Annotated in this window: 13 protein-coding genes; 4 read left to right on the top strand and 9 right to left on the bottom strand. The window is 35.8% G+C overall.

The window, feature by feature from the left end:
- Position 1: 1 nt before the first annotated feature.
- From B9T10_RS03475 to B9T10_RS03515, 9 genes are all read right to left on the bottom strand, one after another.
- Positions 2-3,085, bottom strand: a complete 3,084-nt coding sequence (locus tag B9T10_RS03475; RefSeq protein WP_425528738.1) for a type I restriction endonuclease subunit R — start codon at positions 3,083-3,085, stop codon at positions 2-4.
- Positions 3,086-3,214: 129 nt separating this feature from the next.
- On the bottom strand, positions 3,215-3,661 hold the full coding sequence (locus tag B9T10_RS03480) for a hypothetical protein (RefSeq protein WP_094537808.1): 447 nt from the start codon (positions 3,659-3,661) through the stop codon (positions 3,215-3,217).
- A gap of 82 nt (positions 3,662-3,743) precedes the next feature.
- Complete coding sequence (locus B9T10_RS03485; RefSeq protein ID WP_179220623.1) at positions 3,744-4,997, bottom strand: restriction endonuclease subunit S; 1,254 nt, start codon at positions 4,995-4,997, stop codon at positions 3,744-3,746.
- Positions 4,990-6,597, bottom strand: a complete 1,608-nt coding sequence (locus B9T10_RS03490) for a type I restriction-modification system subunit M (protein ID WP_094537811.1) — start codon at positions 6,595-6,597, stop codon at positions 4,990-4,992. Before B9T10_RS03490 ends, B9T10_RS03485 begins: the two co-directional genes overlap by 8 nt.
- Positions 6,598-6,968: 371 nt before the next feature.
- Positions 6,969-7,445: a hypothetical protein gene (locus tag B9T10_RS03495; protein ID WP_063454805.1), complete on the bottom strand. Its 477-nt coding sequence runs from the start codon at positions 7,443-7,445 to the stop codon at positions 6,969-6,971.
- A 251-nt stretch (positions 7,446-7,696) separates the two neighbouring features.
- A complete protein-coding gene (locus tag B9T10_RS03500; protein ID WP_094537814.1) occupies positions 7,697-8,425 on the bottom strand; it encodes a CPBP family intramembrane glutamic endopeptidase in 729 nt (242 codons plus the stop codon).
- Between the two features lie 456 nt (positions 8,426-8,881).
- On the bottom strand, positions 8,882-9,289 hold the full coding sequence (locus B9T10_RS03510) for an SMI1/KNR4 family protein (protein ID WP_094536667.1): 408 nt from the start codon (positions 9,287-9,289) through the stop codon (positions 8,882-8,884).
- Between the two features lie 21 nt (positions 9,290-9,310).
- Positions 9,311-9,469 carry a hypothetical protein gene (locus tag B9T10_RS10165; RefSeq protein WP_179220593.1) on the bottom strand — a complete coding sequence of 53 codons (159 nt, stop codon included), beginning with the start codon at positions 9,467-9,469 and terminating at the stop codon, positions 9,311-9,313.
- 117 nt (positions 9,470-9,586) lie between these two features.
- Positions 9,587-9,895, bottom strand: a complete 309-nt coding sequence (locus B9T10_RS03515) for a helix-turn-helix domain-containing protein (RefSeq protein ID WP_082818372.1) — start codon at positions 9,893-9,895, stop codon at positions 9,587-9,589.
- Positions 9,896-10,185: 290 nt separating this feature from the next.
- Between B9T10_RS03515 and B9T10_RS03520 the strand changes: the two genes are divergently transcribed.
- Genes B9T10_RS03520 through B9T10_RS03535 form a run of 4 tightly spaced genes read left to right on the top strand, consistent with a single transcriptional unit; the run spans position 10,186 to position 14,332 of the window.
- Complete coding sequence (locus B9T10_RS03520; protein ID WP_094537817.1) at positions 10,186-11,736, top strand: type I restriction-modification system subunit M; 1,551 nt, start codon at positions 10,186-10,188, stop codon at positions 11,734-11,736.
- Positions 11,733-12,884: a restriction endonuclease subunit S gene (locus B9T10_RS03525; protein WP_281463634.1), complete on the top strand. Its 1,152-nt coding sequence runs from the start codon at positions 11,733-11,735 to the stop codon at positions 12,882-12,884. Before B9T10_RS03520 ends, B9T10_RS03525 begins: the two co-directional genes overlap by 4 nt.
- The gene (locus tag B9T10_RS03530) at positions 12,884-13,897 is read left to right on the top strand and encodes a DNA-binding protein (RefSeq protein ID WP_094537819.1); all 1,014 of its coding nucleotides are present in this window, start codon (positions 12,884-12,886) and stop codon (positions 13,895-13,897) included. The genes B9T10_RS03525 and B9T10_RS03530 overlap by 1 nt, the downstream gene beginning before the upstream one ends.
- Entirely contained in the window at positions 13,898-14,332 is a 435-nt protein-coding gene (locus B9T10_RS03535) for a type II toxin-antitoxin system death-on-curing family toxin (RefSeq protein WP_094537063.1), read from the top strand.

Below are 14,332 nucleotides of genomic sequence, written 5' to 3' on the forward strand. Positions count from 1 at the left end.
ATCAACCCTTCACCCTCAACGGCAATACATCCTCGATCACCATTTTAGTATAAGCTTCTTTCACTGCTTTGTTATATTTCAATTTGCTCACAGGATTGTCTGCGATCACCTTATAATGGTCAAAATCACTGTTTCTTCTTAAATCATCTTCGCCAATCTGCGCTTCATCCATTTTGCTTGGATTATAATTTTCCACCACAAAGCGTAATTCTTCTTCTTTCACTGCCCATTTTTTAGCAAAATCGTTCACTAAAAGATCAATCGTATTGGTAATCATGTCATTCAATAATTCATTGATGTTTTTACCACGATAAGTATTAGGATCTTGCTGAATATTCTTCCATAACTGTTCCATTAAACCTGCAAGCTTCGCATTCTCAATGCGTAAACGATCAATATAATCATCCACTTCTTGTGATTTCACGCTGTTTTCAAACTGCAATTCTGATGATTGACTTTCTTGTGGCACAAATCGTTGAATCAGCGACAAAATATAATGATAATTAATTTCATCACTGTGATGCGTTTGTAGATCATATTCAATATCTAATGGCTCAATTTCGGGATCATCATTGCTATTTTCACGTAATTCCTCCAATACATTCTGATATTTACCGTGATACTCCTCTAGTTCATCATTTTGGATGCCAAATGTTTCTGCCAGCCTTTCAGGCTGAAATTCATAATAAGCCTTGATCGCGCTCATGGCTTTATCGAGCTCTTGGAACGCTTTGGCAAACTTGCGTTTCTCTTCCACTAATAACTCATCTATAGCCTCTGGCGTTGCAGCGATGTTTTTCAATGCTGAGAATGCCTCTGCGACATTCTCTGCAGCTTCCTCATAGCTTGGTGCTAAGACGTAATTTTCACCGCCATTAGAATATAAAAACAGCGCATCATTCACCGCTTCGGTGAACAATAATGGCGTTTGGAATGTCACAATCTGCCCAAACTTTTTGCCTTGATCAAACAATCGATTGGTGCGAGAAAACGCTTGAATAATATTTGGGGCACTCATCGGTGGTCGATCAATGAATAATGTGGAAATACAAGGCGCATCAAAGCCTGTGAGTAAACGATCCACCACAATGATGATGTCGATCTGCTCTGCCCTTTCCTGATACTTCTCATGCTTTCTTGCTAAACGTGCATTCACATTCTGATTATAAGCACGCATGTTTTCTAATGAATAACTCGTGCCATACATCGCATTGTAATCCTGCAATGACTCTGCCATTTTGGTTTGATTATCTATGGATGATCCTTCATTCTCTGAAATAGAATAAGTAATCGCAACCTTAGGGAAATCAGGCAATATGGCTTTCGTTCGTTCACTGATCGTAACCGACTCATTGCCTGCAATCACACTTTTGAACAAGTCATAATACTCTTGAGCAATCGCAATACTTGGCACCGTTAGCATGGCACCATAAGCTTTACCGACACCATTTTCTGTTGTGAAGCCTAATTTATTGCGTGATTGGTTAATGATGGAATCAATCACCTTTAAACGGTGCTCTTTGCTGTTATAAACATCCCTTGGAATCAGCTTTTCTTTATCAATCAATGACAAACCTTCGAGGTTCTTTGTGGGATGATAATGGCGAATGATCTCATCCACCATATCTTCTTGCAGTGGATTTTTATATTCAATTTGAAAACCCAAAACAGCTGCATCATTAATGGCTTCTTTCACCGTATATTGATGCAAGCATGAACGTTCAGAATCATCCTCTGTTGGCTTGTTTTGCACGCTGCTGTATAACATTGCTGTCGTTGTGGTTTTCTTGAGCTCACCAAAGATTGGCGTGCCTGTGAAGCCGTACCACATTGCATAATGAAAAATCTGATCGAGTTCTTTTTTCTTTTGTGGCGTCACCGCTCGATGACACTCATCCACAATGAACGCGACTTTTAAGTCCTTAATTTTGGCATAGTGTTTAGATGCACGCGCTTGAGCTGAATCCTCTTCCATGCGTTTCATTAAATGATTGAGCTTTTGAATGGTTGTTACGATCACTGTGCGATCATCGCTCGCTAAGCGCTTGACCAAATCATTCACATTGTCTGTTTCATCAATAGAAATGGGATCAAACTCCGCATACGATGCAAATGAACTTGTGGTTTGCTGATCGAGATCCACACGATCGACAATGAAGATTGTTTTATCAATCGCTGGAATCTGCAATAAATTACATGCAACTTTATACGATGTTAAGGTTTTACCTGAGCCTGTTGTGTGCCAAACATAACCTGATTCTTGCAATTTAGAGGCTTCTTTCACCGCCTCAATCGCATGGATTTGATAAGGACGCAGCAGAATCAACGCTTCTTTATCTCGATCTGTAATCGAATATTGCGTCACCATTCTGTGGGCTTGGGGAATGGATAACACATCTTTAGCAAACGCTAAATAATCTGTAACGGGCTTATTATCTTTATCCACCCACTTACTTAGAAATTTCTCATTGAGTTTTTTATGGCTGCTTGAGGCAATGTAACGAGTATCTGTGCCATTGCTCACTACGAACATCTGTGTGGATGAGAAAATGCCTTTGAATTTATCTTCTTTCAGATACTTTTTAATTTGCCTAAAACCATCCATATAAGGATGCTGTCGATTCTTCAATTCAACATGAATCATTGGCAAACCATTGATCAGCATCGTGACATCAAAACGTCTTTCTCGGCTCTGTTCTTGACGGCTTGTGAACTGATTAATCACCTCATAAACCGTTGTGCCACCTGCAATGTCTGCTCTATTAATCACATTTAAGCGAATCGTACCAAGAGATGCATCTTCCCTTTGTACTTGCACTTTAGCAATGCCATTTTCGCCTGAAAGCCATTTAGCCGCTTCATAAAAGTTAGGAAAAGTGAGTTGTGCTTTAATCTGGTTAAACTCTTGCTCTGTCAGCATTTTTTCTTTTAAAACAGCTTTATTATTCTGCTCCAAAATCTTTTTTACATTCTGCCAAAGATCATGTTCTGTTCGTAAATCTTCACGATATAACCACTGGGATTTGCCAGAAATTAATTGATTAATTAAATCCGCTTCAAGCTTTGCTTCTTTCGTGTACTTAATCACAACTCACCTATTTAATTTTTATACGTTACTTTAACCAATCTTTAATGGCATGCTCTAAATATGCATTCGTACACACACCAAATCCCGCAGGATGATACAAATTTGATTGTTAGAATTTGCATGATTCTAATATCTTCTAGGCATCATTGATAGCATGATCATAATGCCAAAATACCCCACGATTAATACGAAGCCAAAATATGCCGCCACTGTCAAAATACTAAATTGCATGATTGTGCCGAAAAAGCCATAAATCCAATTGGTGACCACGAAATTATAAATCGCAATGCTTAAATAAATTAATATAGAAATCCCCATTAATGCCAAACCATTTAATGTCTCTTTTGTGAAGATAATGCCATTCCATGTATAGCCTTTTGCGGTTGCTACATCTGTTTCATACCAACTCAATCCCCAGATGAATAATCCTGCAGCTACGCCAAGCAATATCAACATGGGCTTGGTGAAAAATGCGTGATCAAACTTATCATGACAATGCTCATTAAATGCCATCACCACAACTGCCAAAATGAACAATCCCACCAGCACACCCACAACGATTAAAACAGTCACGTTCTCTCCTTTCTTTATAGTTTTATATATTCTAATAACAAGGCATTGATCCTCCTCCAGAATTAATGCCTTGTGATGCAATTTAAACAAATAAGCGCTGCAACATCGCCTTTTTCAAGTTTTGATAGCTTTCTAGTTTCTTCTCATGCTGTTCAATTTGCTGATCTAACTTCTGAAAAAACTCGCCTATCTTCTGTTGTTCTTCTAATTCAGGAAAATATTGTGTAATTGAGCCTAATGCTTTTCCTGATATTTCTAGAAATGTTGATCCACTAGAAATTTTTAATGCATCTCGTTTAATCAAAAATCCCATTGAATAAAAAAAATAGATATCATTTTCTGGATAAATAACAAAAGATTGAAAACCTTGATTTGTGGCTGAATCTTTACTGAGAATTGCCATATCACCGATACCTGCACGAGATGTAAATAAAATTGTACGATATGCTGGTAAAACTTTGGCTGAACTTTTTTGTAATCCTAATTCCGTGATTTTTCTTTTACTATTACCAACATAAATCGACTTTCCAATTTCAGCTGGGGCATACCAATCAATATTCCCATTCCAGTACTCTTCAATATTGGTATCAGGTGTTCCACCTCCAATAATTTGTGCAACTTTATTTAATAATTTTTCCTCCCAATCCCCACTAAACCCATCAAAGCGAATTTGTGGCACTTTCTCGCCTTTTTGTGGAAACATTTTTTGGAGCATTGATTTTTTATAATCTCGAGCCGTATCTAATGCTTTTTGTTGCAATTCGATCACTTGGTCGATTTTCTGGAAGAAATTACCGATTTGGGTTTGTTCTTCTAAGTTTGGAAAACTTGCTTCATATTTTAAAATATTTTGTGCAGAGGAATGTTTAACTGTTGTTCCTGTAGCTGTTTCGACAACATACTTATGATAAAAATCAGTACATAATAAATTCAGTAAAAATCTATCATTTGCCTTATTGTCACACACTTTCCCAAGACGTTGATTATGCAAATAAATTTTATCATTTTTGGGCACGAAAGCAGGATAACCAAGAGCCTGTGCGCTTGGAGTCAAATCAGTCAATGTAATAAAAATATCCTGTGACTTAAAAATAAACTCCTGAGATATTTCTCCATTTTGAGAATAATAACGGCTTTTTCCATCTTGATACCCTCCACCTGGTAGAACACTTCCAGGAGTTAAAACTTCAATATGGGATACTTGCTCTTGAAAATATTCACTTTTAAAGGCAAAACCATTTTTCAACTTAAACTGATTACCTAATGGTTGCTTTTGCCAAACATCAGAAAAGCCCTTAAAACGAAGCTTTGGGATATGTGATTCACCTTTAACCATTGTTATCACCTTTAAGCATTTTCTTGAAGGTTTCGAGTTCGGCATTCGCTTCCTCTGTCGTGCCGACTAACTGCCCTAACATCTCAAACAGCTCTTTTTCTGCCGTTGCCAATTCAGAATTAACCGCCAAGAGACTCGCAGAAATATCTGCCAAAGGAATTTCAGGTTCAGGTTCAAAGGTATCCACATAACGCGGAATATTTAAGTTAAACTCATTCTCTTCAATCTCATCAAAACTCGCGACATAGCTATATTTATCCATCGTTTTGCGATGAATATAGGTATCCAAAATCTTTTGAATATTCTCCTCAGTCAAAATATTTTGCGTTTTAACTTTTTCAAACTCACTAGAGGCATCAATGAACAACACATCACGCTTATCATAATCTTTTTTCAACACAATGATCGTTGTCGGAATGGATGTATTAAAGAAAATATTCGCAGGCAAACCAATCACGGCATGAATATGCCCATTTTCTAAGAGGGTTTTACGAATTTTCTCTTCCGTACCACCACGAAACAGCACGCCATGCGGTAAAACAATCGCCATGGTGCCATTGGATTTTAAATGATAAAAACCATGCAACAAAAATGCAAAGTCCGCTTTAGACTTTGGTGCTAATACGCCATAAGGCGCAAATCGCGCATCATCCAAAAAGCCTTTCGCCGCACTCCAATCCGCTGAATAGGGCGGATTCATCAACACACCATCAAAGTTGGTGGGCTCATCCGTTGGCCAATCTTCATCTAAAGTATCGCCATTATTGAGATATTGGTTCGCAATTGGCACGCCATGCAACATCAAATTCATGCGGGCTAAGTTGTAAGTAGATGTATTGATCTCTTGCCCAAAATATTGAACAGTATTCGGCTCTTGGGTCTCTTTTTTAATGTTCAGCATCAATGAGCCTGAACCCATGGTCGGATCATACACGCTGAATCCTTTTTGATGCGTTTTGCCATGAATCACAATTTTAGTCATCAATTCAGCCACAGGTTGCGGTGTATAAAACTCCCCTGCCTTTTTACCAGAATCAGAAGCAAACTGCCCAATCATATATTCATAAGCATCGCCTAAAATATCGCCCGAATGCCCTGCAAAATCGATCTCCGCCAATTCTTTCATAATGCCTGAAATGGTTTCATTTTGCTTTTGTGGCGTTGAGCCAAGCTTACGAGAATACAGATCAATGTCTTGGAACAAATTGGCAAAAGCATCGGATGATTGCTCTATGTTGCGAAAGCCTTGCTGTAAGCTTTCTAACTGGAATGATTGACTGAACACTGCATTGATCAAATGAGTGAATGTATATTCTGGCTCGATCACATAGGAAAACTCTTCCTTCAATGCATCTTTTAAATCTTCATGGAGTTCGGGATCATGATAAGCATTGGCATAAATCACCTGTGCTTCCTTCAATGTTTCAGCCTTTTCTTCTAACTGGTCTACGGCATAATGAAGCATCTTATCGGATAAATATTTATAGAAAATCATCCCTAAAAGATAGTTTTTATATTCGTTCGCATCCATCTTTGAGCGCAGAATATCTGCCGAAGCCCACAATGCGCTGTATAAAGTTTTCGAATTTTGCTCTGACATAATGTGATCCATTTATTGTATGCATTAATATGGGACAGAAAATAAAAAAGCCACTTCAAGTTATTGAAATGGCTAATCTTTTTACGACATATTTGGTGGAGGCGGCGGAGTCAATACTAATACAATAACAATATGATTTATAAGCAAAAATAAAACGAAAAAATTATATTTTACTTCCTACTTTACTTCTATTTTCCAATAAAAAATATCTTTAAAAATCAACTGATTACACAAAATATATGATACCACATTTCATTAAGAACATTTTATACATTGAAGACCAATACACTCAATGCCATGATAGGCTCCTATAAATGAATAAACCCGCCATAGTTTTCACTATGACGGGTTCCAGTTACCTATTGTATGTATCATAAACACTCATTTAAAATTAGTTCGCTTAAATCTAAAACCTTAAATATTGAAACAACCAGTTCTAGCTTTAATGTTAATGGTAAATTTTCATCATCACAGACTACCAACACTTGAGCCTCATGCCGTAAGAAATTTATCCCCCGCTGTATAACAACTGGAGCTAATTTATGTTCACCTTCTAAATTCCCAATAGCCCAAAAAATTGCGTTATGCTTTTCTTCAACATTTTGAGAACAAGCAAAAATAACATTAAACCAAGATTCAAAAATATATTTCACATCATTGGGCTCAATATCTTCAGCTTTATTGGTTAATCGTTCACTCCAATATTCCTTGTAATACTTCTCTACTAAATCTTTCGTAACCCCCTGTATACACTGATGTATTAAACAAATCTTTTTAATGTCTGGCTCTAACAGATCCGAAAAAATCTGTAGGCTTTCTATATTATTTTTTATTCCTGTAGCGATCATAATTCTATCCACTTCTTAAATAAATATAATTACATTCTGTATAAAAGATAGCCATTTTGTAGCTGGGGCGTATTTTAATACAAAAATATTTTTTTACTAGCTTTCATCTATTTAAGAAATGTTCTGTAAATTTAAGATAAACACAAAACATGCAAACTTTTCATACAATAAAAAATTGATTTATATCAAAAATTATACTTAAAGCACGGTGTTCATTTTTTATCCACTTGATTCAAAAAATTCTTCATCATCTACTGAAAAAGTAATACAACTTGAGTATAAATAGCTCCCAAACCAAAGACATCAAAAAATGCATGCGCCAACATAAATGGCACTAATAAATTTGTTTTACGACGTATGAGAAGAAATACAACACCTAAAAGGGTGATGGCGATTGCACTATTTATGCCTTGATATGTATGAAAACTAAAACGAATCACCAAACTATAAAGATACATCCAGCCAAAATATTGACGAGGAATACAAAATAATAAGCCTAAAAAGAAGATCTCTTCATAAAAGCCATTAAGCAAAGAAAAAACTATTAAATTAGGCGTAATATGATTGTGTAATACATCACTACTAGCGGCATTTTCTACTGATTGTGCCAATAGATCAGGAGCATTCAATAAATATACGGCCCAATCATAAAAGTATGTCACCATATCTGAGGCACAGGCAAATAAAATTGCTAGTGGCACAGTGTAATAATTGACACGAAAATTTAGCTGTTTAAAGTCGAATCGCCGCACTAGCAAATATATACCTGCAATTGATAAGCTCATCAATTCAAGTGCTATATCCCAATAATGATTAGATTGAATTAAAGATAAATCAAGCCCCGCTTGATCACCCACATTAGATAGATCTAAAAAGCTGATAGTGGATTGGATGATCGCTTGGCCAAAGAAAATAACCGTTAATACTAAAATATCCCAAATATTCAAATATGAATTTGTGAAGTATTTAGAACCATTCATTGAATCAATTCGCTTAGAGTTTACAACCATCTAAATACATACCCATAAATCTTAGACTTATAACTGATAACCATAAGAGATTTCAAGATATTGAATCTAATTTGGCTGCAATATATAAACAAATAGTTTATATGCCAATGCTTGAATTTCTTCTTTATGTTGGCGAATAACATGCCTAATTACGTGCTTAACGATTCTCCTAGTGGCATCATTATCTTCAAAAGCAATTGGCAAAACCGGAGTTATACCATTAGATCTAGGTTTACGATTTTCAATTGTGTAATCGTTTTTTCATTAGCGAGCCCACAATATTTTCCCACCTTACGAAGTAGTAATTTTTAATTTATTGAAATATCTAATATTATTTTCAGTTGTAAAGTAATACTTAACAACTGAACACAATAGTTTTCGGACGCAAGTAGCGTGCCGTAACACGTCATAGAATAAACTAGCTAATTAATTATTAAACAAATACTTAATGATAAATTCTTCAATATCTTCATGTAGAGTGCTAGACACACCACCGTAATCACCTAGCCATTCCAACATCATCTCTGTGCTATTGTCATATAGATAATAGCTATCCTCATCCACTTTCATCAAAGGAACAGCGCTATTTGGATATTCCTCATCAGTCGATAAGTCATTATAGATATCAACTAATTTCGAATATGATCCATCATTCACATCAAAACCATAAGTTTCACAAGACTCAAATTGAACGCTTCCTAATATTGATAAATACTGTTCATACTCAGCTGAAAAATCCATGCCTAAGTCTTTTTTAAGCTTTTCTATCTCATATGCACTAGCTGGGCGAATAACTGCATCATTTTCTTTGATAATTTCTAATAACTTATCCATAAATATCCTCTCTATTATAATTTATTCTTTGGAATCTAATAGTTCTAAATTCCCACCAATCTTATCCTTAATCATTGCTGTAGTCGCCTTTGAAACCGTATATTTTCCACCTGTGAGCTCAACCAATCGACTTTTAATAACGTCAATCATAGCATCAATCACTGCTTCGCTCTTCTTCACATCCAAACCTGAATTTTCAGCCTAGTTAATTAGGAGATTAGTTTGATATTAAAAGCCTCACCTTAATAAGCCCCAACCATTGTAATAAACACTGATTTTATATAGATTCTTCATGTGTTATTTCCTTGGTTTCGATGCCCTTTGACGTGGTTCAGGATTGTTCAGCGCCTCAAATTCTTGAATGGAGATATTTTTCTTCACCAAAATATTTGATAAATCATTCACAAATCCCAAAGCCGTTAATACACGAATGAATACACTCAGGCTTGATCCTTCACCTTTTTCTAAGCGCTGAAGTGTAGCAACACCAACGCCTGCCCTTTTAGCCAAGTCCACTTGAGTGATATTTTTTTGTATTCTCTGTTGAGCTATTCTTTTACCCAATTCTTGAGAAATTTCTGATTCTGTTGCAAAGTCAAAGCGCATAACATACCAATATAAAACATCATTATTAATGTATAATATCAAAATATATCAATTTACACATCAAATATGATATCTATTTGTATAGGCTGTGGCAATCCTCTAACCGCAAAACTTAATGACAAAGTGTTGTAAGGATGAAAATATAAAGTTGCGAATATTTATCATCATCTCTATTGTATAAATAACGGCAAAATAGCGCACTAAACTATGCTGATCGCTACTCAAAGAATAGTGTTTTTGGTATGATCGTGAATTATTTTACTGAATCAGATTGTATAAGGAAGCATATAATGACTAGCGCTCAACAACGTCAAGAATTACAACGCCGTATTTGGCAAATTGCCAATGATGTTAGAGGTTCTGTCGATGGATGGGATTTTAAACAATTTGTTTTAGGCGCTTTATTTTATCGATTTATCAGTGAAAACTTTTCCATATATATAGAAGCAGGTGATGAAAGCATCAAATATGCTGAGTTACCTGATACCGTCATTACAGATGCAATCAAAGAAGATGCCATTAGAACCAAAGGCTACTTCATTTATCCAAGTCAGCTGTTTGTCAATGTTGCAGCGAATGCCAACACCAATAAGAACCTCAACACTGATTTAGCTGCAATCTTTGCAAGCATTGAAAACTCAGCCATTGGCTTCCCATCAGAAGATGATATTAAAGGATTGTTTGCTGACTTTGATACCACAAACAATCGTTTAGGCAATACTGTTGCGGATAAAAATAAACGCTTAGCCGCAGTATTAAAAGGTGTCGAAGAGTTAAATTTTGGCCATCAATTTGATGAACATGAAATTGATCTCTTTGGTGATGCTTATGAGTTTTTAATCTCTAACTATGCAGCGAATGCTGGAAAGTCAGGTGGTGAATTTTTCACACCGCAAACAGTGTCTAATTTGATCGCTAAAATTGCCATTCATGGCCAAGATAAAATCAATAAAATTTATGATCCTGCCTGTGGCTCAGGTTCATTGCTATTGCAAGCTAAAAAGCAGTTTGATGATCACATCATTGAAGATGGTTTTTATGGCCAAGAGATCAATCATACAACATACAACCTTGCGCGTATGAATATGTTTTTACACAACATCAACTACGATAAATTTAATATTAAGCTTGGGGACACTCTAATTGATCCTCAATTTGGTGATGATAAGCCGTTTGATGCCATTGTATCGAATCCGCCCTATTCTATTAAATGGATTGGTGATAATGATCCAACCTTAATCAATGATGAAAGATACGCACCCGCAGGTGTTTTATCGCCTAACTCAAAAGCTGACTTTGCATTCATCATGCATACGCTCAGTTATTTATCCGCTAAAGGCCGTGCGGCAATCGTCACCTTCCCTGGTATTTTTTATCGTGGTGGTAAAGAGCGCACAATCCGTAAATACCTCGTTGATAACAACTACATTGAAACCGTGATTTCATTACCACCTAATTTATTCTTTGGCACATCCATTTCTGTGAATATTTTGGTATTGGCTAAAAATAAGAAAAATACTGATATTCATTTCATTGATGCAAGTGGTGAAGAGTTCTTTAAAAAAGTGACCAATAATAATGAATTGACCAAAGACCATATTCGAAAGATTTTGGATATTTTTGCCAATAAAGAAAATGTAGAGCATGTGGCGAAGCTCGTTGATTATGATGCGGTTGTGGCGAATGATTATAACCTTGCAGTAACCTCTTATGTGGAAGCTAAAGATACACGCATTAAAGTGAATATCACTGAGTTAAATGCGGAGCTTAAAACTACAGTACAGAAGATTGATCAATTGCGTAATGATATTGATGCCATTATTGCGGAGATTGAAGCATGATGGATATTAAAAGTAAGTTTCTTGATGAAATTCTAAACTGCTCTGATGTTGATTGGAAGGCTTTGGGTAATATCGCAGAAATAGGTACAGGACGTTCAAATAGACAAGATGAGAATCTTGAAGGTAAATATCCTTTTTATGTTAGATCAGAGAATATCTTAAGGTCTGAGTCTTTTCAGTTCGATGAAACAGCGATAATTATCCCTGGAGAAGGTGGCATAGGAGATATATTTCATTATATTAATGGTAAATATGCATTACATCAAAGAGCTTATAGAATTCATGTTATTGAGGAAGATATTATAAGTACGAAATTCTTATATTACTTTATGAGAAGCTTTTTTAAACAGTATATTTTATCAAAAAGTGTAGGAGCAACATCGATATCAATAAGAAAGCCTATGCTTGAGCAGTTTGAAATCCCAATCCCACCACTCCCAATCCAACAAAAAATCGTTGACATACTTGATAAGTTCACCGAGCTTACAGCGGAGCTTACAGCGGAGCTTACAGCAAGAAAGCAACAATATGAATATTATCGTGATGCGTTGCTGACGTTTGGGGATGATGTTGAGTGGAAGGAGTTGGGTGAGATAGCTGAATATTCAACGGAACGTATAAGTTTTAATGAACTTAATGAAGAAAACTACGTGGGTGTTGATAATCTTTTACAAGATAAAATGGGAAAAAGAAATTCTAGCCATGTTCCTACAGCAGGAAATTCAACAAAATTTTATAAAAAAGATATTTTAATTGGAAATATTCGTCCTTATTTGAAAAAAATTTGGTTCGCTGATTGTACAGGTGGAACAAATGGAGACGTTTTAGTTATTCATATCACTGATATAAAAATTGATCCCCAATATTTGTATCAGGTTTTAGCAGATGATAAATTTTTTGATTACAACATGCAGCATGCTCGAGGTGCAAAAATGCCTCGAGGAAATAAAGCTGAAATATTAAAATACTCTATTCCAATGCCATCATTAGAGGAACAAGCTCGGATTGTTGAGATTTTAGATAAATTTGATGCTTTGACGAATTCAATTACCGAAGGTTTGCCAAGAGAAATTGAGTTAAGACAACAGCAATATGAATATTATCGTGATTTATTGTTGAGCTTTCCAAAGCCTGATGGAGTGAAATGATGGCGAAAGATTTAACAACATCCAATGTCAGCCGACAAAATATTCTGAATAATCATGTGGCACTTGAACAAGTGGAAACACATTTAGATTTAGGTGGGGTTTATTGGCAGAATGAAGCGATCTTTACTAAGGCACAAGTTGCAGAAATTTTAGAGGTTGATGAACGAACCATTGACCGATATATAGAGAATCATAAAGATGAGTTGATTGAGAATGGCTATAAAATTTTAAAAGGTAAAAGCCTTAAAGAATTTAAAACTTATGTCGACGACATTTATGTCGTCGACATATCCAAAGCCCCGTCATTAGGTGTGTTTTCCTTTAAAACTGTTTTGAATCTTGCCATGCTTGTGACAGAAAGCGATAAAGCAAAACAGATCAGAAGCAAGATATTGGATATTGTTTTAGATGTCATTGCTCAAAAGTCAGGTGGGCATACTAAATATATCAACCAAAGAGATGACACATACTTACCTGCGGCTTATAAAGAGTATAACTACCGCAAGGAATTTACAAATGCGCTGAATCATTATTTGGATTCTAATCAGTGGAAATATAGCCGATATACCAATAAGATTTATGAGGTCGTTTTTTTAGAAAAGGCAGCAGAATACAAGAGGATTTTAGAGCTCAAAGAGAATGATAAAGTCAGAGAGACGATGTATGCCGAAGTGCTCAATGCAATTGCAAGCTTTGAACATGGTTTAGCGGTTGAAATGAAAGAAACCTCCCAAGCACTTGGGCGGAAATTAACAACGGCGGAACTTGATGTAATGATCGACAAAGCTGCAAATAGTCCATATTTACTACCACATATTCATGATGCCAGAGTCAAAATGGCCAGCCGTGATTTATGTTTTAGGGATGCCCTACACCAGAAGCTAGAAAGCTATATTCAATCTGTACCACAAGGTGATTTTGATAAATTTTTAGGGGAAACGAGCAAATCCCTTGAAGATCGGCTGTCAGATCCAGAAACTTTGGCCGTTTTAAAACGCTTAAAAGATCGCTAAATGGACAATTTAATCTTTTACTTTGATATAGAACATGCCATTCATGAACATGATTGGATCATTAAAGTCAGTGGTGGCATGAGCGGTTGCCGTGAGATTGGTTTATTAGAAAGTGCTTTAATGCACATTCAAAATGATCTGTATTACCCAACATTTGAAGAAAAGCTTAAACACTTAGTGTATGCAGTGAATAAATTCCATCCTTTTAATGATGGCAATAAGCGCTCTAGCTTGGTTTTAGGTGCATATTTTTTAGAGTTAAATGGCTATGACTATTGTGTGAGCAAGTTTATCCATGAAATGGAAGAGATCGTTGTATGGCTTGCGGAAGGAAAAATCAAAGATGATTTATTGTTAGAAATCATCGAATCGATCATTTATGAAGATGAATTTAGTGAAGCATTGAAGCTCAAGATTATTGAAGCAGTATTATAA

Source organism: Wohlfahrtiimonas chitiniclastica (genome assembly GCF_002252325.1).
Taxonomy (GTDB): domain Bacteria; phylum Pseudomonadota; class Gammaproteobacteria; order Cardiobacteriales; family Wohlfahrtiimonadaceae; genus Wohlfahrtiimonas; species Wohlfahrtiimonas chitiniclastica.

Excerpts from the sequence above, each read along its gene's own strand:
- B9T10_RS03485 (WP_179220623.1), bottom strand. The coding sequence starts at position 4,997 with ATGGTTAAAGGTGAATCACATATCCCAAAGCTTCGTTTTAAGGGCTTT.
- B9T10_RS03490 (WP_094537811.1), bottom strand. The coding sequence starts at position 6,597 with ATGTCAGAGCAAAATTCGAAAACTTTATACAGCGCATTGTGGGCTTCG.
- B9T10_RS03495 (WP_063454805.1), bottom strand. The coding sequence starts at position 7,445 with ATGATCGCTACAGGAATAAAAAATAATATAGAAAGCCTACAGATTTTT.
- B9T10_RS03500 (WP_094537814.1), bottom strand. The coding sequence starts at position 8,425 with ATGAATGGTTCTAAATACTTCACAAATTCATATTTGAATATTTGGGAT.
- B9T10_RS03510 (WP_094536667.1), bottom strand. The coding sequence starts at position 9,289 with ATGGATAAGTTATTAGAAATTATCAAAGAAAATGATGCAGTTATTCGC.
- B9T10_RS03515 (WP_082818372.1), bottom strand. The coding sequence starts at position 9,895 with ATGCGCTTTGACTTTGCAACAGAATCAGAAATTTCTCAAGAATTGGGT.
- B9T10_RS03520 (WP_094537817.1), top strand. The coding sequence starts at position 10,186 with ATGACTAGCGCTCAACAACGTCAAGAATTACAACGCCGTATTTGGCAA.
- B9T10_RS03525 (WP_281463634.1), top strand. The coding sequence starts at position 11,733 with ATGATGGATATTAAAAGTAAGTTTCTTGATGAAATTCTAAACTGCTCT.
- B9T10_RS03530 (WP_094537819.1), top strand. The coding sequence starts at position 12,884 with ATGGCGAAAGATTTAACAACATCCAATGTCAGCCGACAAAATATTCTG.
- B9T10_RS03535 (WP_094537063.1), top strand. The coding sequence starts at position 13,898 with ATGGACAATTTAATCTTTTACTTTGATATAGAACATGCCATTCATGAA.